A 19,388-nucleotide genomic window follows, 5' to 3' on the forward strand; every position below is an offset into this window, starting at 1 on the left:
ACGAATTAAGGTAAAACTAAAAGGACTTAGCCCTGTACAATACAGAACTAAATCCTTTGCTTAAATTAATTGTCTAACTTTTTGGGGTCAGTACAAACTTGCAGGATTTTTTTTATTCTAAACGGCCATCTTGACGATAGGCGATATCTGGTTGCCAAGTCCATTTGGCACCGAATTTTTCAAGTAAGTCAAAGCTTGCTTGAGGTCCCATGCTTCCAGCTTTATAGTCATGAAGTGGGGCACCATTTTCAGCCCAAAGTTCTTCGATACGGTCAATCAATTTCCATGACGCACCAACTTCATCCCAGTGGCTAAAGTTAGTTGAGTTGTTGTTTAGTACATCATAAATTAATTTTTCGTATGGTTCTGGAGAAGCACCAGTTGCGGTCGCATCTGTACGGTAATCCAGTGAGTTCGGAGCTAAGTTAAATTCTTCTCCTACTTGCTTTCCATTTAGACTGAGAGAGAAACCTTCTGTTGGTTGGATATAGATGGTCAAAATATTTGGAGCAAGTGGTTCTCCAAATATAGAGTCCATTTGTTTAAAGACGATGTTGACATGAGTTCCTTTTTCAGTCAGACGTTTACCAGTACGGAAGAAGAAAGGAACGCCACGGAATCGATCGCTGTCTACAAAGAAGGCACCAGATGCAAAAGTTTCAGTTGTTGATTCTGGATTTACATTTGGTTCGCTACGATAAGAGATATATTTCATGCCATCAATCTTACCAGAGCGGTATTGACCACGGATAAAGTGTTCTTTAAGCTCTTCATCAGTTGGATGATAGAGGTTTTTAAAGACTTTAATCTTCTCAGCACGAATCTCGTCTTTTGTGAAGCTTGCTGGCTTGTCCATAGCAAGGAGAGAAAGAAGTTGGAGTGTATGGTTCTGTACCATATCACGGAGGGCACCTGATTGGTCATAGTAGCCACCACGTTCTTCTACACCCAAGCGCTCCGCAAAGGTAATTTGAACATTGTCGATAAATTCCTTGTTCCAAACGTTTTCGAAAATCAGGTTGGCAAAGCGAACTGCAAAGATACTTTGAATCATTTCCTTACCAAGATAATGATCAATACGGAAAATTTGTTCTTCGTCAAATGTTGCTAGGAGCTCGTCATTCAACTTGCTTGCAGTTGCGTAATCTGTACCAAATGGTTTTTCAACGATTAAGCGTTCAAAACCTTTACCATCCACAATGTTTTCAGACTTGAGGTGTTTGGCAATGGTTCCAAAGAACTGAGGCGCCATAGACAAGAAGAAGAGCTTGTTGTGTTCAGCTTGGTACTTGTCATTTAGTTCAGCCTGCAATTGACGCAAAGCAATGTAGTGTTCCGTATCATTTACATCATGACTTTGATAGTAGAAGTGGCTAGCGAACTCTTGAGCTTGTTCGGTACTATCTGCCAAATCAAGGATGGATTCGACTACAACAGATTCAAAATATTCTTTGCTCCAAGGACGACGGGCAGTTCCAATAACTGCAAAGTGCTTGGAAAGATTGCCGGATTTATATAGTCTAAAAAGGGAAGGGTAGAGCTTGCGTTTAGCCAGGTCTCCACTCGCACCGAAAATTGTAACAATAACCTTAGATGACATCTAGCTACCTAATTTCTATTTTTATTCCTAGTCTTGCTAGGTATGAGGAAATCTCATTTCATAAACTTAATTCTAACATAATTTTCCGAAAAATCAAAAAATCCAATACGAGATAGAAAAAAACTGCAAGGAAATCCTTACAGTTTGAGTTTAGACGTTTAAGACCTTGTCCAAGAACTCTTTCAGACGTGGGTGTTGAGGGTTATCAAAGATTTGGTCAGGTGTTCCGTCTTCAAGGAATTCACCATCTGCAGTAAAGATAACGCGGTTAGCAACCTGACGGGCAAATCCCATCTCATGGGTTACGATAATCATGGTCATACCTTGTTTAGCCAAGTCTTTCATAACGTTTAGTACGTCTCCGACCATTTCAGGGTCAAGGGCAGAAGTTGGTTCATCAAAGAGCATGATATCTGGGTTCATTGCAAGTCCACGAGCGATGGCCACACGTTGTTTTTGACCACCTGATAGGCTATCTGGGCTAGCATTTGCTTTATCTGCTAGCCCAACCTTTTCAAGCAACTCCATTCCCAATTTCTCAGCTTCTTCCTTAGTCATCAACTTGTGCTCGATAGGAGCAAAGGTAATGTTGTCCAATACAGACATGTGTGGGAAGAGGTTGAAGTGTTGGAAAACCATTCCGATATTTTCACGGACGTGGTCAACGTTGGTTGTTTTTTCAGTTAAGTCATAACCGTTCACAGTGATGTGACCGCTCGTAACTTCTTCTAGAAGATTGAGACTACGAAGGAAAGTTGACTTACCAGAACCTGAAGGACCGATGATACAAACAACATCTCCTTCATAGAACTTAGTCGTAATTCCTTTTAAAACCTCATTTTTTCCATAATACTTATGTAAATCATTTACATCAATTTTTAATTTTGCCATTAACGAATCCTCTTTTCTAAGCGTTTCGCTAGTCTAGTCAAAAGTGTGATAATTACAAGATAGAAGATAGCAAGGATTGCATACATCTTGAAACTTTGGTAGTTACGGGCGATGATAATCTTACCAGTTTGGAAGAGTTCAACCAAACCGATAGCAGATACGATGGTTGTATCTTTAAGAGCGATAACGAATTGGTTAACAAAGTTTGGCAACATCAATTTAGTTGCTTGTGGCAAGATAATCTTACGCATGGTTTTTCCATAAGAGATACCTAAGCTTCGGCTGGCTTCCATTTGGCCAACTGGAACGGCCTGAATACCACCACGAACGATTTCAGCGATATAAGCCGCTGCATTGAGTGAGAGGGCAATGGTACCAGCCACAAAGTCGTTAATTGGACTTTGTTGGCCTGTGATAGACTCGATGAAGTTTGGAATTCCCCAGAAGATGAAGGCTGCAAGAATCATCAATGGAATACCACGGATAACGTCCACGAAAATCTCAGAGATCACACGAAGAGATTTGTATGGGCTAACGCTAAACATACCAAAGATAATTCCGATAACAATAGCAATAGCAAATGAGATAAGAGCTAGAGCAAGAGTGATACCAAGACCGCTAAGGAGTTGTTTGTAGTTGTTTTGAAGCAAGCCCCAGATAGTTGTCTCATCAACAGTGCTTGTTGCTGTAGTTGATGATTCGCTAGCTAGGTATTTATCAAGAATCTTTTGGAATTCTCCGTTTGCTTTAAGGTTTGCAAGTCCGTTGTTGAACATTTCAATCAATTCTGGATTTGCTCCTTTTTTAACGGCAAAGGCTGTTTCACCAATTGGAGTTCCAGCGATTGGAGTTTTCAATTTTTGTCCTTGGCTGATAGAATATTTGAGAACAGGTTCATCATCCATAACAGCATCAATGGCACCAGTGTTTAAACTGTCATACATTGATGAACCATCAGCAAAGGTTTTGATTTTGTAACCGTATTTGCTTTGATTTTCTGTTAGGAAGGTTTGAGAAGCAGTTCCGTTTTTAACACCGACTGTTTTCCCTTTCAAATCTTCATAAGAAGCAATGGTGCTTGATTCTTTGACACCAAGGATAGTATTAGCAGTGTAGTATGAATCTGAGAAGTCAAAAGTCGCCTTACGAGCATCTGTGACAGACATACCAGCAATGATACCATCTGCTTGACCAGCTTGGACAGCGTTAATAGCGGCATCGAAACCAGGATTGGTAATTTCAATTTCAAAACCTTGGTCTTTAGCGATTGCCTTAATAAAGTCCATATCAATACCAGTGTATTGGTTGCTTGAATTTTGGAAAACAAAAGGTGCAAAAGAAGAATCGCTGGCAATGATGTATTTAGCTTTAACAGGAATAGCTTTTAAGCCCGCTAGAGTAGTTGTAGTTGGAACTGCTGAAGATGATGAAGCAGTCCATTTCTTGATGATTTTATCAAGACTACCATCTTTTTTCATTTCAACCAAGGCTTGGTTAAATTCAGTAACTAGGTGCTCGTATTTGCTTCCTTTTTTAACACCGAAAGCAAAACTTCCTACAGCTTCACCATCCATTTCAATATGGAGGTCTTGACCTTGGTTGATGGCATATTCGATAACAGGTTTATCATCCATCATGGCATCAATTGCACCAGCACTCAAGCTGTTGTTCATCAAATCACCAGTGTCAAATGTTTTAATAGTAAAACCGTATTTATCCTTGATACTTTCAAGGAACCGTTGAGCGGCTGTTCCGTTTTTTACACCAACAGTTTTTCCTTTTAATTGGTCATATTTACTAATCTTGTGTGACTTAGTAGTTGCAATGACAACTTTTGTATCATAGTAAGTATCAGACATGGTGAAAACTTTTTCACGTTCTTTAGTCTTTGTCATCCCTGCCATGATAGCGTCAGCTTGACCAGCTTGAACCGCATTGACCGCTGCGTCAAATCCAGGATAGGACATCTGAATGTTCCACCCTTTAATCTCAGCCACTTTGTTGATAATATCAACATCAATTCCTTTATAAGTTTGATCTGAATCTTTAAACTCAAAAGGTGCATAGGCGGTATCAGAAACAATCTTAATCGTCTCTGCTTTTGCAATACCTAATGAGAAAATTGGGAATAAAATTAGCAAAAATGCTAGAAATTTTTTCTTCATTTTTAGTCTCCTTTTCCGAATATTTTCCCATTATATCAGAAAAAGTAAAAAAAGGCAAATTTTTATATTTTCGTGTTAGAAAATATAACATCTATGTTTTCTTTTCCTTCTTGAATTGCTACTATAAAGTGCTATAATAATAGTATATAGTAGAAGAAAAGAGGACAGGAACATGAAAGACAAAAGAATATTTAAAGACTTCCAAGCTTCCAAAATGCGGTTAAACCTTTACACAAGCCCCTTGTTAGCCTTTGCTTTTGTCTTCATAGGAGAGTTTGTGGCTTATACTTTATATGGTATTAGTTTGTTAGCTCTCATCGGACTTGCAAGAAATTTTGGAGAGGCTGGTCAAGCTTTTGCTACCTACTTGCAGACTTTGCAGCAGAGCTTGATGGATAAAACAAGTGATTTTCGTTTAATTTTAGAATTGCTAGCCTTTGGTTTCGTTCTCAACACTGTGTTCAGATGGACTAGAAAAGTTGAGAAAAGACCTATTCGAACCTTGGGATTTTATAGAGAAAATTTCCTCAGCAGTCTTCTGAAAGGATTTGGTCTAGGCCTGGCACTTTTTCTTGTGACCTTGTTAGGTTTAGTAGCATTAGGGCAATATCGTTTTGAGTCTATTCACTTGAATCCTTATTCGCTTGCCTTTGTCGTCTTTACTATCCCATTTTGGATTTTACAGGGGACAACAGAAGAAGTGGTGTCCCGTGCATGGCTCCTTCCTCAGCTGGCCTCAAGAACCAATCTAAAACTTGCTGTTATCATATCTAGCATATTTTTTACCCTGCTTCATATGGGCAATTCTGGTCTAACCCCTCTATCTCTAGTGAATCTCTTTTTATTCGGAGTTGCCATGTCACTTTACCTCCTCAAAACAGATACAGTTTGGGGGGTAGCAGGTATTCATGGCGCTTGGAATTTTGCTCAGGGCAATCTCTTTGGGATTTTAGTTAGTGGTCAACCATCAGGAACATCTCTGATGACCTTTTTACCACAAGGCAATCAAGCCTGGCTATCAGGTGGTTCTTTTGGGATTGAAGGTTCTGTCATGACAAGTCTGGTCTTGCTACTGCTGATTGTCTATCTCGCCTATCAATTAAAGAAAGAAAATGAAAGGATGTGACTTCGGTCCGTCCTTTTCTTCGTGAAAATGCTACAAGTATGCTAAAATAGGAATAGCACATCGAGAGAGGATTCTTATGATTAATCGCATTACAGACAATCAATTTAAACTAGTATCAAAATATCAACCATCAGGAGACCAACCCCAAGCTATCGAGCAGTTGGTTGATAATATCGAGGGTGGAGAAAAAGCTCAGATTCTGATGGGGGCGACCGGAACAGGGAAGACCTATACCATGAGTCAGGTCATTTCCAAAGTCAATAAACCAACTCTGGTCATTGCCCATAATAAGACTCTTGCAGGACAGCTCTATGGGGAGTTTAAGGAATTTTTCCCTGAAAATGCTGTTGAGTACTTCGTATCCTACTATGATTATTACCAGCCGGAGGCCTATGTACCTTCAAGCGATACCTATATTGAGAAGGATAGTTCTGTCAATGACGAGATTGACAAACTTCGTCACTCAGCTACTTCGGCCCTTTTGGAGCGCAATGATGTTATTGTCGTGGCCTCAGTCTCTTGTATCTATGGTTTGGGTTCGCCCAAGGAATACGCTGATAGTGTCGTTAGTCTCCGTCCAGGTCTTGAAATTTCTCGTGATAAACTTTTGAATGACTTGGTTGATATCCAGTTTGAACGTAATGATATTGATTTCCAACGGGGAAGATTTCGTGTGCGTGGGGATGTAGTGGAGATTTTCCCAGCTTCCCGTGATGAACACGCCTTTCGAGTGGAATTTTTTGGAGACGAAATTGACCGTATTCGTGAGGTTGAAGCTTTGACAGGTCAGGTCTTGGGAGAAGTGGATCATTTAGCGATTTTCCCAGCTACTCACTTTGTGACCAATGACGACCACATGGAAGTTGCCATTGCTAAAATTCAAGCAGAATTAGAAGAGCAGTTAGCTATCTTTGAAAAGGAAGGTAAATTGCTTGAAGCTCAACGTTTGAAACAGCGGACAGAGTATGATATCGAAATGCTGCGTGAGATGGGCTATACCAACGGGGTTGAAAACTATTCACGCCACATGGATGGACGGAGCGAAGGTGAGCCTCCTTATACGCTCTTAGATTTCTTCCCAGATGATTTCTTGATTATGATTGATGAGAGCCACATGACTATGGGACAAATCAAGGGCATGTACAATGGAGACCGTTCGCGTAAGGAAATGCTGGTTAATTATGGTTTCCGTTTGCCGTCTGCTCTGGACAATCGTCCTCTCCGTCGGGAGGAGTTTGAGAGTCACGTTCATCAGATTGTTTACGTTTCAGCGACACCGGGCGACTATGAAAATGAACAGACCGAGACAGTGATTGAGCAAATCATTCGTCCGACAGGGCTTTTGGATCCTGAGGTGGAAGTCCGTCCGACTATGGGACAGATTGATGATCTCTTAGGTGAAATCAATGCCCGTGTTGAAAAGAATGAACGAACCTTTATCACAACCTTGACCAAGAAAATGGCAGAGGACTTAACCGACTACTTCAAAGAAATGGGCATTAAGGTCAAGTACATGCACTCGGATATCAAGACTTTAGAGCGGACAGAGATTATCCGTGACCTGCGCTTGGGTGTCTTTGATGTCTTGGTCGGAATCAACCTCCTCCGTGAAGGAATTGACGTTCCTGAAGTGAGCCTCGTAGCGATTCTCGATGCTGATAAGGAAGGCTTCCTCCGTAACGAACGTGGACTCATCCAGACCATTGGTCGTGCTGCTCGTAATAGTGAGGGACATGTCATTATGTATGCGGACACTGTGACCAAGTCTATGCAACGTGCCATCGATGAAACGGCCCGCCGTCGGAAAATCCAGATGGCCTATAATGAAGAACATGGTATCGTTCCACAAACTATTAAGAAAGAAATCCGTGACCTGATTGCTGTAACCAAGGCAGTTGCTAAGGAAGAGGACAAGGAAGTCGATATCAATAGCCTCAACAAACAAGAACGCAAAGAACTCGTCAAGAAACTGGAGAAACAAATGCAAGAAGCCGTCGAAGTGCTGGACTTTGAACTGGCAGCTCAGATCCGTGATATGATGTTGGAAGTCAAGGTGTTGGATTAGGGGAATTTTATGAATATTTTAGTTATTAATGGACATCCTGATAAAGAAAGTTACTGCCAAGCAATTTTTCAAACGATTGTAGAAAATATAGACTCAAAGAGACATGAACTTGAAATGATTAATCTTAATGCAGAAGAGTTTGATCCTGTTTTACGTTATGGTTATCGACAAAGGATGGAGGACGATCCGTTTATTCTACGCTCTCAGGAATTAATTCAGTGGGCAGATCATTTCATTTTTGTTTATCCAATTTGGTGGAGTAGTATGCCTAGTCTATTGAAGGGGTGGATTGATCGTGTTTTTACGCCAGGCATTGCATACTCCGCAAATAATCGAGGAAGCTTTATTTTGAACTACTTGAGAGGTAAACAGTTCAAAAAGTTACTAAAAGGAAAAACAGCTAGTATCTATGCAACCTCCATGGCACCAACTTGGTGGTACAAAGTATTTTCAGGTCCGATTAATATTCCAGACAGTTATGGAATATCAGTATTAAAGAATGCTGTCCTGAATCATTGCGGTATCAAAACAAAGAGGGTTTCAATCTTAGGAGAGTTAGGCCGTGAAGTAAATACAAGTTCAACAAGACAAAAATTTCTACAAAAAGTAGCAAAGGAAGTCAGACTGTTGGATTAAGGAGAAGAAAATAAATGACGGTTATTATCAAATCAATGGAAACTCCTGAAGAGATAGAAGGTAAATCTTTCGTTCACTGGCAAACGTGGAGAGAGGCTTATGATGACCTTTTGCCTGCAGAATTTCAGGAGACAATGACATTAGAAAGATGTCGATTCTTTAGTCAAAAGTATCCAGAAAATACATTGATTGCGATAGATGGCATGAAGGTAGTTGGTTTTATCAGTTATGGCAACTTTCGTGATGAGACTATTCAAGCTGGTGAAATTATTGCTTTATATGTTTTAAAAGACTATTACGGAAAAGGCATCGCACAAAAGTTAATGAAAGCAGCTTTGACTGCTCTTAATCATTTTTCTGAAATTTTCTTATGGGTATTGAAAGATAATAAGCGAGCCATTGCTTTCTATCAAAAAATGGGTTTTACTTTTGATGGACAAGAAAAGATGCTTGAACTTGGAAAGCCTATAAAGGAAAAACGGATGGTATTCTATTCTAAATAATTTTAAAAAGTAGAAGCTAATAGTACTGGTACCAAGTCTAAAAATTTAATAAATTAGAAAGTGAGTAAATTTATGTCTCGAGCACAATTAACGATTTTAACAAATATTTGTCTGATTGAAGACCTCGAAACTCAGCGCGTGGTGATGCAGTATCGCGCTCCTTCAACCAATCGCTGGTCTGGTTATGCCTTTCCAGGAGGTCATGTAGAAAATGGCGAGTCTTTCGCAGAGTCTGTCATTCGTGAAATCTATGAAGAAACAGGGTTGACTATCCAAAATCCTCAACTTGTCGGCATTAAAAATTGGCCACTAGATACAGGTGGGCGCTATATTGTCGTTTGTTATAAGGCAACTGAGTTCTCTGGTACCCTTCGCTCTTCAGATGAAGGAGAAGTTTCTTGGGTGCAAAAAGACCAGATTCCAAATTTGGATCTGGCCTATGATATGTTACCCTTGATGGAGATGATGGAAGCTCCGGACAAATCTGAATTTTTCTACCCTCGCCGTACAGAAGACGATTGGGAAAAGAAAATTTTCTAGTCTTTTACTAAATAACCGAGCTGATCCAAGGCCTCCTCGATATAGTGGAGGTCTTGTTGTGTTTCGGCCTCGACTAGGTGGTAATGGATGCCATCTGTCAATTCAGATAAAGGTCTAAAATCAGAATGCTCGACTTGTTCTAGAAAATGTTGTACATCTCTGCGGCAAGACAGTTTCAGCAAGGTTTCAATTTCTCCATAAACGGGATGGTCAATCAAGGTATTTTGAACACGTCCACCATTATCAACGATAGCAAGGAGTTCTTGACCGATTTCTTCAACTTCATGTTTCACTTTGAAAAGTTTGTGAACATAAGGATTGGTTTCAATTTGCTTATAGATGTAGCCACGATTAGTGGATAGGATAGGAGCGCCATCGGCTCTCAAAATTGCAATGTCCTGCACAATGACCTGACGTGTGACATGAAAATGTTCAGCCAAACTTTGGCCATTGAGGGCTTTAGGGGCTTCTTTCAAGAGTTGAAGTAGGGCTTGTTTGCGATCTTTTGTCATAGTTCTTCCTTTTAACGGCGTTTTCGAAGCACTTTATAGACGGCTAGTGCTAATGTATAGTCTACCATACTATGGATAATTGTGCCAAATCCAACTAGTACAAATAGAACATAAAACATATTTTCTACATTGGTACCAGAAGTTGCGTAAAAAACGACACAGGCCAATACTTCAGCAAGGGCATGGATAAGCGCTAAAACAAAGTTAAAAATCCAGGAAGATTTTGGTTTATCAAGGGTTTCGGGGAATTTTTGTAGGTAAAGAGCTCCTAGAGTCCCAAAAAAGATATGGGAAAAAGCTCGAAATACGATAACCATAGGATAGCCAGCCATCAAAAATCCAAAACTAGAGGCTATGATGACAAAAATTGCCATCAAGGGCGACAAGAACATAGCGATAAAAATAGCGATGTGGCTCCCCAAAGTGTAAGAAGCAGGTGGAATGACAATCTTAAAGGGCATAACAATTGGAATCAAAATCGCAATAGCCGTTAAGAGGGCAGTCATTGTCATAAATTGTGTCTTTTTCCGTGTATTCATAAGAATCTCCTTTTTAACTGTATATACACTAGTATAGTACTATAAACAAGACAATAAAGCAAGGATTTACTTGGGTTTATAGGTCGTTTTTAAGTTAATAATCTTCGAAAATCTCTTCAAACAATGTCAGCTTCCATTTGCAACCTCAAAACCGTGTTTTGAGGAACCTGCAGCTAGCTTACTAGTTTACTCTTTGATTTTCGTTGAGTATAAATATTGGTAAAGATTTAACTAAAAAGGAACTACTTCAAACAAAATCTCCACCTTCAGGTTTGAAAGTGGAGATTGTTTTTATTTCTTCAAAGTTTGTAGTCTTGGAACAATGGCTAAGGTTAGAACTGCGGAAATGACTAATTCGGCAATCGAATTTGTTGAGATAACAGTTGCTAGGAGTTTTTGGATATTACCATCAAAAACATTTCCAAAAAGGTAGAAAATTCCACCAAGTACAAAGACTGTGTTGGTCAGTGAACCAAGGGCACCAGCTAAAATCAGACCAGTCTTGTTTTTCATCAGTTTATAGACTAGATAAGGAGTTAAACCAATCAAAATACGTGGGACAATTGCAATGATAGCTGAGTAGATGTTCCCATTTGGTACGAAGGGAGAGAAGAGGTAGCTTGTCGGTAGAATTGTAATTGTGTTAACCGTCAAGCTAAGTAGCCCCATCAAAAATCCAAGTGTAACCCCAACGCGTGGGCCGTAGATAATGCTGGCAATAATGACAGGAATATGAACAATGGTCGGTTTGATTGGAAATGGAAAAAGGTTAAAGATAAGTGAGCTCAGAAAGTGTATCACGAGCATGGTAGCAAAAAAGATAGCAATGGGTGCAATATTAGAGCGTTTTTTCATCGAGAGTTTCCTCTATTCTTTCTAAAATAATTGTGAGGTCGGCTAAAGCTCCTCTTCCGTGGTCTCCGCAAGCTAGTAGGGATTCCTTAGGAGCAATCAGCTGATAGCCGTAGGCTTCTAATGTTTTCAGATTAGCCTGAGTTGCTGGATGGTCATACATTTTTGTATTCATAGCAGGAGCTATTAGTTTGGGAATATGACTTGGCAGGGCTAGAGCTGTACAGGTCACCATATTGTCCGCAAAGCCAAGGGCTAGTTTTGCAATAGTGTTAGCTGTTGCAGGGGCTACGATAAATAAATCTGCCTTTTTTCCAAGTTCGATATGATTGACTTGATCGGGATAGGGTTCCTTCATGGCATCCAAGTGGACGGAATTCTGTGAGAGTACCTGTAGTGTCAAAGGTTGGATAAACTCTGTAGCAGCCTGGGTCATTAAGACAGTGACTTGATGACCTTGTTTTTTTAGAGAACTGACTAAATCTGCCGACTTGTAAGAGGCGATTGAGCCCGTTACAGCCAAGAGAATATGTGCCATAGCTTTCCTTTCTATGAATGATAGGCTTGAATTTTTTCAAGGAGGAGTTCTGCAATTTCTTCTTTAGTCTGAACTGTCTGAAGCTGATCTTTTTCAACAAAGATTGCACGGTGTTGATCTGCTGAAATTTGAGTCAGGTCATTTGCGATAATCAAGTCTGCTTGGTTCTTGATAAGACTTTTTCTAGCAATGTCAACCAGATGGTCTTCGGAAATATCAACCAGCAGTTTGAAACCAATCAGATGAATAGCAGGATTCCATTCCTTGACTAAAGAGATGATTTTGGGTGTTTTTTTCAGAAACAAAACCTGAACCTCATCAGTCGAAGAAATCTTAGCTTGATGATTTTGCTTGTTTAAAAATTCCTCTAGATTGGAGCTAGCCTGAACTTCCTCAAGTCCTGTCATATAAACAGGAGTGTAGTCGGATACAGCCATTGAATGAATCAAGACCTCATAATACTTGACACGTTCTTGCATTTCAAGGAGAAGGTCGTTTGTATTGTTAATTTCTTGAATACTTAGGTTAGGATGGGCTTCTGGCTTCAGAGCTCGTTTTGTCGTAATTAAACAAACTTCATGCCCAGCAGCAAGCAAGCTTTCTGTGATAATTTTCCCCAAGCGTCCTGTAGAATGGTTAGTGATAGAACGGACGCTGTCGATAGCTTCACTGGTACCGCCCGATGTAACTAAAATTTTCATAGCACTATTGTACACAAAAATAAACGGTAAGTAAAATGAAAGCAATAAATTTTTGGTAAAAACGAAGATTTACTATAGTTTCAAACTATAAAGCCATATAAAATTTAAGAAAGGGCTCTAAAAACATTAAAAATATGGATATTTACGAACGTTTAGAGAGTTTTCGGATGTTAAAAATCTTATTTTGTGTTATAATGAATTATCATATAAGAGGTTAGAGGAGTTTTGAATGAAAACAGATATTGAAATCGCACAGAGTATTGAGTTGAAGCCAATCGTTGATGTTGTAGAGAAACTTGGTATTTCTTACGACGATTTGGAGTTGTATGGAAAGTACAAGGCTAAGCTCAGCTTTGATAAAATTCGTGCAGTTGAGAGCAATCCAGTTGGTAAATTGATTTTGGTTACTGCCATCAATCCAACACCTGCAGGTGAAGGAAAATCAACGATTACCATTGGTCTGGCGGATGCCTTGAATAAAATTGGAAAGAAAACCATGATTGCTATCCGCGAACCATCTCTTGGTCCAGTTATGGGTATCAAGGGTGGTGCTGCTGGTGGTGGTTATGCCCAAGTTCTGCCAATGGAAGATATTAATCTCCACTTCACTGGAGACATGCATGCCATTACAACTGCCAACAATGCTCTTTCTGCCTTGATTGACAACCACTTGCACCAAGGGAATGAGTTGGGAATTGACCAACGACGTATTTTCTGGAAACGTGTAGTGGACTTGAACGACCGTGCCCTTCGTCATGTAACCGTTGGACTTGGTGGTCCTCTAAACGGTATTCCTCGTGAGGATGGCTTTGACATTACCGTCGCTTCCGAAATCATGGCGATTCTTTGCTTGGCAACAGACATCGAGGACTTGAAACGCCGTTTGGCTAATATTGTTATCGGTTATCGCTATGATCGTACCCCTGTTTCTGTAGGTGATTTGCAGGTCGAGGGTGCGTTAGCATTGATTTTGAAGGATGCGATTAAGCCAAACTTGGTTCAGACAATTTACGGTACACCTGCCTTTGTACATGGTGGTCCATTTGCCAATATTGCTCACGGATGTAACTCTGTCTTGGCAACTACAACAGCCCTTCACTTGGCTGATTACACAGTTACTGAAGCTGGTTTTGGTGCAGACCTTGGTGCCGAGAAATTCCTTGATATCAAGACGCCAAACTTGCCAACATCTCCAGATGCAGTTGTCATTGTTGCAACCCTTCGTGCCCTTAAGATGAATGGTGGCGTGGCTAAAGACGCTCTTACAGAGGAAAATGTGGAGGCGGTTCGTACAGGTTTTGCTAACTTGAAACGCCACGTTGAAAATATCCGTAAGTTCGGTATTCCAGCAGTAGTAGCTATCAACGAATTTGTTTCTGATACAGAAGCCGAAATTGCAGCCTTGAAAGAACTTTGTGCCTCAATCGATGTTCCGGTTGAACTAGCAAGTGTCTGGGCTGATGGTGCCGAAGGTGGTGTAGCACTTGCTGAAACGGTTGTCAAGACTATCGCTGAAACCCCAGCTAACTATAAACGTTTGTATGACAATGACCTTTCTGTCCAAGAAAAGATTGAAAAGATTGTTACTGAAATCTACCGTGGTAGCAAAGTGAACTTTGAGAAGAAAGCTCAAACACAAATCGCTCAAATCGTTCAAAACGGTTGGGACAAATTGCCAATCTGTATGGCTAAAACTCAATACAGTTTCTCAGATAATCCAAATGCACTTGGAGCACCTGAAAACTTTGAAATTACCATTCGTGAATTGGTACCAAAATTAGGTGCAGGCTTTATCGTTGCCTTAACTGGCGATGTCATGACCATGCCAGGCCTACCAAAACGTCCAGCAGCTCTCAACATGGATGTTGAAAGTGATGGAACAGTATTAGGCTTGTTCTAGTATATTGCAATTGACTTTAAATGAGTTTGGAAATACTATCCAAGCTCATTTTTTATCTAGATATAAGAAGTTGCCTTCTACACGTAACTAGTCTAGGTAAAGATATTTTCCCTTATTTCTGATATAATAGAAATATTGACTTCAAGAGTAAGGAAGAGAAAATGAACGCATTATTAAATGGAATGAATGATCGTCAGGCTGAGGCGGTGCAAACGACAGAAGGTCCCTTGTTAATCATGGCAGGGGCTGGTTCTGGAAAGACCCGTGTTTTGACCCACCGTATCGCTTATTTGATTGATGAAAAGCTGGTCAATCCTTGGAATATCTTGGCCATTACCTTTACCAACAAGGCTGCGCGTGAGATGAAAGAACGTGCTTATAGCCTCAATCCAGCCACTCAGGACTGTTTGATTGCGACCTTCCACTCCATGTGTGTTCGTATTTTGCGTCGCGATGCGGACCATATTGGCTACAATCGTAATTTTACAATTGTCGATCCTGGTGAACAGCGAACGCTTATGAAACGCATTCTCAAACAATTGAACTTGGATCCGAAAAAATGGAATGAACGGAGCATCTTAGGTACTATTTCCAATGCTAAGAATGATCTGATTGATGATGTTGCCTATGCTGCCCAAGCTGGTGATATGTATACGCAAATCGTGGCCCAGTGTTATACTGCTTATCAAAAAGAGCTTCGTCAGTCGGAGTCGGTTGACTTTGATGATTTGATTATGCTGACCTTGCGTCTCTTTGATCAAAATCCTGATGTTTTGACTTACTATCAACAGAAATTCCAATACATCCACGTTGATGAGTACCAAGATACCAACCATGCACAGTACCAACTAGTCAAACTCTTGGCTTCCCGTTTTAAAAATATCTGTGTAGTTGGGGATGCGGACCAGTCTATCTACGGCTGGCGTGGTGCTGATATGCAGAATATTTTGGACTTTGAAAAGGATTATCCCCAAGCCAAGGTTGTTTTGTTGGAGGAGAATTACCGTTCAACTAAAACTATTCTCCAAGCGGCCAACGAGGTCATTAAAAACAATAAAAACCGCCGTCCGAAGAATCTCTGGACCCAAAATGCGGATGGGGAGCAAATCGTTTACTATCGTGCCGATGATGAGCTAGATGAGGCTGTATTTGTAGCCAGAACTATCGATGAACTTGGTCGGAGCCAAAACTTCCTTCACAAGGATTTTGCAGTTCTCTATCGTACTAATGCGCAGTCCCGTACTATTGAGGAAGCCCTGCTCAAATCTAATATTCCTTACACAATGGTTGGAGGAACTAAGTTCTACAGCCGTAAGGAAATCCGCGATATTATCGCTTACCTCAATCTCATTGCTAATTTGAGTGACAATATCAGTTTTGAGCGTATTATCAACGAGCCTAAACGTGGAATTGGGCCAGGTACAGTTGAGAAAATCCGTGACTTTGCGAATATGCAAGACATGTCTATGCTAGATGCTTCAGCAAATATCATGTTGTCAGGTATCAAGGGTAAAGTAGCCCAGTCTATCTGGGATTTTGCCAATATGATTCTAGATTTACGAGAGCAGCTAGATCAATTAAATATTACAGAGTTGGTTGAGGCCGTCCTAGAAAAAACAGGTTACGTCGATATTCTAAATGCTCAAGCGACTTTAGAAAGCAAGGCTCGGGTTGAAAATATTGAAGAGTTCCTTTCTGTGACGAAAAACTTTGATGACACCTCTGATGGGCCAGAAGAGGAAACTGGTCTGGATAAACTGAGTCGTTTCTTAAATGATTTGGCCTTAATTGCAGACACAGATTCAGGTAGTCAGGAGACATCAGAAGTGACCCTGATGACCCTACACGCTGCCAAAGGTCTCGAGTTTCCAGTTGTCTTTTTGATTGGGATGGAAGAAAATGTCTTTCCGCTTAGCCGTGCAGCTGAAGATCCAGATGAATTAGAAGAAGAGCGCCGTCTAGCCTATGTAGGTATCACGCGTGCAGAGAAAATTCTCTATCTGACCAATGCCAACTCACGCCTGCTTTTCGGTCGTACCAACTACAACCGTCCGACTCGTTTTATTAATGAAATCAGCTCAGACTTACTTGAGTATCAAGGCCTAGCCCGTCCAGCAAATACAAGCTTTAAGGCATCTTATAGCAGTGGTGGTCTTGCCTTTGGCCAAGGTATGAGTCTGGCTCAAGCTCTTCAAGACCGTAAACGTAGTGTGGCCCCAAAATCTATCCAGTCAAGCGGTCTCCCATTTGGTCAATTTTCAGCTGGTGCAAAATCAGCGTCTAGTGAGACAAATTGGTCCATTGGTGACATTGCTCTCCACAAGAAATGGGGAGAGGGAACTGTTCTGGAAGTTTCAGGTAGCGGTGCAACTCAGGAATTGAAAATCAATTTCCCAGATGTTGGTTTGAAAAAACTTTTGGCTAGTGTAGCCCCAATTGAGAAAAAAATATAATTTTCCATCCTTCTCACGAATAATAAAGTGAGGAGGATTTTTATGTATAGTATTTCATTCCAAGAAGATTCACTGTTGCCAAGAGAAAGGCTGGCAAAAGAAGGAGTTGAAGCGCTCAGTAATCAAGAGTTGTTAGCTATTTTACTTAGGACAGGAACACGTCAAGCTAGTGTTTTTGAAATTGCCCAGAAAGTTTTGAACAACCTTTCAAGCCTAACGGATTTGAAAAAAATGACCCTGCAAGAATTGCAGAGTCTATCTGGTATCGGGCGCGTTAAGGCCATAGAGTTACAAGCTATGATTGAACTGGGCCATCGTATTCATAAACATGAGACCCTTGAGATGGAAAGTATTCTCAGTAGCCAAAAGTTGGCCAAGAAGATGCAGCAGGAATTGGGGGACAAAAAACAAGAGCACCTGGTGGCGCTCTATCTCAATACTCAAAATCAAATCATCCATCAACAGACCATTTTTATCGGTTCTGCAACTCGTAGTATCGCTGAACCGCGAGAGATTCTTCACTATGCTATCAAGCATATGGCGACTTCACTCATTTTGGTCCACAATCATCCTTCAGGAGCGGTAGCGCCTAGTCGTAATGATGATCATGTCACTAAACTTGTCAAAGAAGCCTGCGACCTGATGGGAATTGTCCTCTTGGACCATTTGATTGTCTCTCATTCTAGTTACTTTAGTTACCGTGAAAAAACAGATTTAATCTAAAGTTCATTAACGACATAGTCAAAGAGGTTTTTATCTTTGGGACGATTTTCAAAAAGAAATTCTGGGTGCCATTGGACACCGAGAAAGGAGAAAACATCCGTACTCATGACAGCTTCAATGATACCATCTTTAGGATCATGGGCCGCAATCTTTAAATTTGGTGCTAAATCCTTGATGCTCTGATGGTGGAAGGAGTTGATGTGCGAAATTTCTCCATAGATTTCTCGAAGAACAGTATCAGGTTCTGTAACCAAGCGTTGAGTTGTGTACTCAGCAGAACAATCCTGCCAATGGTCTTCGATATCTTGATACAGAGTTCCACCCATGGCAACGTTAAAGAGTTGAGTTCCACGGCAGACAGAAAAAATTGGCTTTTTCTGTTTAATAGCCTCCTTGATGAGGGCCAGTTCAAAGATATCCCTTTGAAGGTGGTAGTCATCGCTATCGATGGTTTTTGGTTCACCATAGAATTTTGGATCAACATTTTGCCCACCTGTCAAGATGAGCTTGTCAATCATACTGATATAGTGGCAGGCCATTTCTTGATCACCAATCGGTAGGATGATAGGAATTCCTCCAGCTTCTTTAACGCCTTCAACAAAGCCTTTTGCTACGTAGCTCATCATGATGTCATCATCTGGATGAGTTTTTTCGTTTCCTGTAATCCCAATAACTGGTTTTTTCATAAAATGATTTTCGCTTTCTAATCCTCTTTTCGCATGAAGTAGAGGAGGGTTTGGAGTTCACTTGTTAAATCAACATACTGAACGACCACGTCTTTTGGTAAATGCAGATGGACTGGTGAAAAACTGAGAATTCCTTTCACGCCAGCATCCACCAATAGATTGGCAACCTCTTGTGACTTGACGCTGGGAACTGTCAGGATAGCAGTCTTCACATCAGCATCCTTGATTTTATCCTTGATTTGAGAAATCCCGTAAATGGGAATTCCATCAGGAGTTTGGGTACCGACTTCGGGATGGTCATCTAGGTCAAAGGCCATGATAATTTTCATCTTGTTACGCTCGTGGAAGCGGTAGTGGAGAAGGGCATGACCCATATTTCCAATACCAACCAGCATGACATTGGTAATGGAGTTATCATTGAGTAAATCGGCAAAAAATGTCATCAGTTTTTTGACATCATAGCCAAAACCACGGCGACCTAGTTCACCAAAGTAGGAAAAATCACGACGTACGGTCGCGGAATCAATACCGATAGCCTCTGCAATTTGCTTAGAGTTGGCACGTTCAATCTTTTCTGCATGAAATCTCTTAAAAATTCGATAGTAGAGAGAGAGTCTTTTCGCTGTAGCTTTTGGAATAGCAGACTGTTTATCTTTCACAAAATCACAACCTTTCTATTCTTCTATTTTATAGAAACATTGTGAAAAAATCAACAAAAATAAGAAAAAACTAAGAAAAATCTTAGTTTTGATGTAAAAAATCTGCATGTGATAGAAAACGGTAGAGGTCTCCGACCAGACCTTGGTAAACTTCCTGCCCTTTAAAGGTCAAAGAAGTTACATAAAGTGTATCTGGCAGAGTCACACATCCTGATAGAGCCAGCATGAGAGCCTCGTAATCCTCATACTTGAGAGTGCGCTCTACATGATAGCTGTCCTTATAGGTCAGTTCAAACATT

General features: G+C 40.6%; 19 protein-coding genes. 8 read left to right on the forward strand and 11 right to left on the reverse strand.

The window, feature by feature from the left end; translation table 11 throughout:
- Positions 1–112: 112 nt before the first annotated feature.
- The 3 genes from zwf to B7692_RS05245 all read right to left on the reverse strand — a co-directional run bounded on the left by zwf (position 113) and on the right by B7692_RS05245 (position 4,656).
- The gene (zwf, locus tag B7692_RS05235; RefSeq protein ID WP_084930122.1) at positions 113–1,600 is read right to left on the reverse strand and encodes a glucose-6-phosphate dehydrogenase; all 1,488 of its coding nucleotides are present in this window, start codon (positions 1,598–1,600) and stop codon (positions 113–115) included.
- Positions 1,601–1,750: 150 nt separating this feature from the next.
- A complete protein-coding gene (locus B7692_RS05240) occupies positions 1,751–2,491 on the reverse strand; it encodes an amino acid ABC transporter ATP-binding protein (protein ID WP_084930123.1) in 741 nt (246 codons plus the stop codon).
- On the reverse strand, positions 2,491–4,656 hold the full coding sequence (locus B7692_RS05245; RefSeq protein ID WP_084930124.1) for an ABC transporter substrate-binding protein/permease: 2,166 nt from the start codon (positions 4,654–4,656) through the stop codon (positions 2,491–2,493). Before B7692_RS05245 ends, B7692_RS05240 begins: the two co-directional genes overlap by 1 nt.
- Positions 4,657–4,828: 172 nt before the next feature.
- Here B7692_RS05245 and B7692_RS05250 point away from each other — a divergent pair, with 172 nt between their 5' ends.
- The 5 genes from B7692_RS05250 to B7692_RS05270 all read left to right on the forward strand — a co-directional run bounded on the left by B7692_RS05250 (position 4,829) and on the right by B7692_RS05270 (position 9,526).
- Positions 4,829–5,782, forward strand: a complete 954-nt coding sequence (locus B7692_RS05250) for a CPBP family intramembrane glutamic endopeptidase (protein ID WP_084930125.1) — start codon at positions 4,829–4,831, stop codon at positions 5,780–5,782.
- A gap of 76 nt (positions 5,783–5,858) precedes the next feature.
- A complete protein-coding gene (uvrB, locus tag B7692_RS05255; RefSeq protein WP_084930126.1) occupies positions 5,859–7,847 on the forward strand; it encodes an excinuclease ABC subunit UvrB in 1,989 nt (662 codons plus the stop codon).
- Positions 7,848–7,856: 9 nt separating this feature from the next.
- Complete coding sequence (locus B7692_RS05260; RefSeq protein ID WP_084930127.1) at positions 7,857–8,483, forward strand: NAD(P)H-dependent oxidoreductase; 627 nt, start codon at positions 7,857–7,859, stop codon at positions 8,481–8,483.
- A 14-nt stretch (positions 8,484–8,497) separates the two neighbouring features.
- Positions 8,498–8,986 carry a GNAT family N-acetyltransferase gene (locus tag B7692_RS05265; RefSeq protein WP_084930128.1) on the forward strand — a complete coding sequence of 163 codons (489 nt, stop codon included), beginning with the start codon at positions 8,498–8,500 and terminating at the stop codon, positions 8,984–8,986.
- 72 nt (positions 8,987–9,058) lie between these two features.
- The gene (locus tag B7692_RS05270; protein WP_084930129.1) at positions 9,059–9,526 is read left to right on the forward strand and encodes an 8-oxo-dGTP diphosphatase; all 468 of its coding nucleotides are present in this window, start codon (positions 9,059–9,061) and stop codon (positions 9,524–9,526) included.
- Here B7692_RS05270 and B7692_RS05275 read toward each other — a convergent pair.
- The 5 genes from B7692_RS05275 to coaB all read right to left on the reverse strand — a co-directional run bounded on the left by B7692_RS05275 (position 9,523) and on the right by coaB (position 12,668).
- Positions 9,523–10,038, reverse strand: a complete 516-nt coding sequence (locus B7692_RS05275; RefSeq protein WP_000159183.1) for a transcription repressor NadR — start codon at positions 10,036–10,038, stop codon at positions 9,523–9,525. The two genes, B7692_RS05270 and B7692_RS05275, sit on opposite strands and share 4 nt — an antisense overlap.
- An 11-nt stretch (positions 10,039–10,049) precedes the next feature.
- The gene (locus B7692_RS05280) at positions 10,050–10,577 is read right to left on the reverse strand and encodes an ECF transporter S component (RefSeq protein ID WP_060628206.1); all 528 of its coding nucleotides are present in this window, start codon (positions 10,575–10,577) and stop codon (positions 10,050–10,052) included.
- A gap of 291 nt (positions 10,578–10,868) precedes the next feature.
- Entirely contained in the window at positions 10,869–11,432 is a 564-nt protein-coding gene (locus tag B7692_RS05285; protein WP_000747412.1) for an ECF transporter S component, read from the reverse strand.
- On the reverse strand, positions 11,416–11,967 hold the full coding sequence (gene coaC, locus B7692_RS05290; RefSeq protein WP_084930130.1) for a phosphopantothenoylcysteine decarboxylase: 552 nt from the start codon (positions 11,965–11,967) through the stop codon (positions 11,416–11,418). Before coaC ends, B7692_RS05285 begins: the two co-directional genes overlap by 17 nt.
- Before the next feature lie 11 nt (positions 11,968–11,978).
- Positions 11,979–12,668, reverse strand: a complete 690-nt coding sequence (coaB, locus tag B7692_RS05295) for a phosphopantothenate--cysteine ligase (RefSeq protein WP_084930131.1) — start codon at positions 12,666–12,668, stop codon at positions 11,979–11,981.
- Between the two features lie 229 nt (positions 12,669–12,897).
- Here coaB and B7692_RS05300 point away from each other — a divergent pair, with 229 nt between their 5' ends.
- From B7692_RS05300 to radC, 3 genes are all read left to right on the forward strand, one after another.
- Positions 12,898–14,568, forward strand: coding sequence for a formate--tetrahydrofolate ligase (locus B7692_RS05300; protein WP_084930132.1), 1,671 nt, complete (start codon positions 12,898–12,900; stop codon positions 14,566–14,568).
- Positions 14,569–14,729: 161 nt separating this feature from the next.
- Complete coding sequence (gene pcrA, locus B7692_RS05305) at positions 14,730–17,021, forward strand: DNA helicase PcrA (protein ID WP_084930133.1); 2,292 nt, start codon at positions 14,730–14,732, stop codon at positions 17,019–17,021.
- A 42-nt stretch (positions 17,022–17,063) separates the two neighbouring features.
- Positions 17,064–17,744 (forward strand): RadC family protein, encoded by a 681-nt coding sequence (gene radC / locus B7692_RS05310; RefSeq protein WP_033683740.1) that lies wholly within the window; start codon positions 17,064–17,066, stop codon positions 17,742–17,744.
- On the opposite strand, the gene B7692_RS05315 is transcribed toward radC, so the two are convergent.
- From B7692_RS05315 to B7692_RS05325, 3 genes are all read right to left on the reverse strand, one after another.
- Positions 17,741–18,430 carry a gamma-glutamyl-gamma-aminobutyrate hydrolase family protein gene (locus tag B7692_RS05315; protein WP_000743348.1) on the reverse strand — a complete coding sequence of 230 codons (690 nt, stop codon included), beginning with the start codon at positions 18,428–18,430 and terminating at the stop codon, positions 17,741–17,743. The two genes, radC and B7692_RS05315, sit on opposite strands and share 4 nt — an antisense overlap.
- A gap of 17 nt (positions 18,431–18,447) precedes the next feature.
- The gene (locus B7692_RS05320; protein ID WP_000653417.1) at positions 18,448–19,089 is read right to left on the reverse strand and encodes a redox-sensing transcriptional repressor Rex; all 642 of its coding nucleotides are present in this window, start codon (positions 19,087–19,089) and stop codon (positions 18,448–18,450) included.
- Positions 19,090–19,171: 82 nt separating this feature from the next.
- Positions 19,172–19,387 (reverse strand): DUF4649 family protein, encoded by a 216-nt coding sequence (locus B7692_RS05325; protein WP_000462491.1) that lies wholly within the window; start codon positions 19,385–19,387, stop codon positions 19,172–19,174.
- Position 19,388 lies beyond the last annotated feature (1 nt).

The sequence above is a fragment of the Streptococcus mitis genome (assembly GCF_002096925.1).
GTDB classification, from domain to species: Bacteria; Bacillota; Bacilli; order Lactobacillales; family Streptococcaceae; genus Streptococcus; species Streptococcus mitis_AF.

Bases quoted from the DNA above. Each gene is read 5' to 3' on its own strand.
- zwf (WP_084930122.1), bottom strand. From the start codon at position 1,600: ATGTCATCTAAGGTTATTGTTACAATTTTCGGTGCGAGTGGAGACCTG.
- B7692_RS05240 (WP_084930123.1), bottom strand. From the start codon at position 2,491: ATGGCAAAATTAAAAATTGATGTAAATGATTTACATAAGTATTATGGA.
- B7692_RS05245 (WP_084930124.1), bottom strand. From the start codon at position 4,656: ATGAAGAAAAAATTTCTAGCATTTTTGCTAATTTTATTCCCAATTTTC.
- B7692_RS05250 (WP_084930125.1), top strand. From the start codon at position 4,829: ATGAAAGACAAAAGAATATTTAAAGACTTCCAAGCTTCCAAAATGCGG.
- uvrB (WP_084930126.1), top strand. From the start codon at position 5,859: ATGATTAATCGCATTACAGACAATCAATTTAAACTAGTATCAAAATAT.
- B7692_RS05260 (WP_084930127.1), top strand. From the start codon at position 7,857: ATGAATATTTTAGTTATTAATGGACATCCTGATAAAGAAAGTTACTGC.
- B7692_RS05265 (WP_084930128.1), top strand. From the start codon at position 8,498: ATGACGGTTATTATCAAATCAATGGAAACTCCTGAAGAGATAGAAGGT.
- B7692_RS05270 (WP_084930129.1), top strand. From the start codon at position 9,059: ATGTCTCGAGCACAATTAACGATTTTAACAAATATTTGTCTGATTGAA.
- B7692_RS05275 (WP_000159183.1), bottom strand. From the start codon at position 10,038: ATGACAAAAGATCGCAAACAAGCCCTACTTCAACTCTTGAAAGAAGCC.
- B7692_RS05280 (WP_060628206.1), bottom strand. From the start codon at position 10,577: ATGAATACACGGAAAAAGACACAATTTATGACAATGACTGCCCTCTTA.
- B7692_RS05285 (WP_000747412.1), bottom strand. From the start codon at position 11,432: ATGAAAAAACGCTCTAATATTGCACCCATTGCTATCTTTTTTGCTACC.
- coaC (WP_084930130.1), bottom strand. From the start codon at position 11,967: ATGGCACATATTCTCTTGGCTGTAACGGGCTCAATCGCCTCTTACAAG.
- coaB (WP_084930131.1), bottom strand. From the start codon at position 12,668: ATGAAAATTTTAGTTACATCGGGCGGTACCAGTGAAGCTATCGACAGC.
- B7692_RS05300 (WP_084930132.1), top strand. From the start codon at position 12,898: ATGAAAACAGATATTGAAATCGCACAGAGTATTGAGTTGAAGCCAATC.
- pcrA (WP_084930133.1), top strand. From the start codon at position 14,730: ATGAACGCATTATTAAATGGAATGAATGATCGTCAGGCTGAGGCGGTG.
- radC (WP_033683740.1), top strand. From the start codon at position 17,064: ATGTATAGTATTTCATTCCAAGAAGATTCACTGTTGCCAAGAGAAAGG.
- B7692_RS05315 (WP_000743348.1), bottom strand. From the start codon at position 18,430: ATGAAAAAACCAGTTATTGGGATTACAGGAAACGAAAAAACTCATCCA.
- B7692_RS05325 (WP_000462491.1), bottom strand. From the start codon at position 19,387: ATGTTTGAACTGACCTATAAGGACAGCTATCATGTAGAGCGCACTCTC.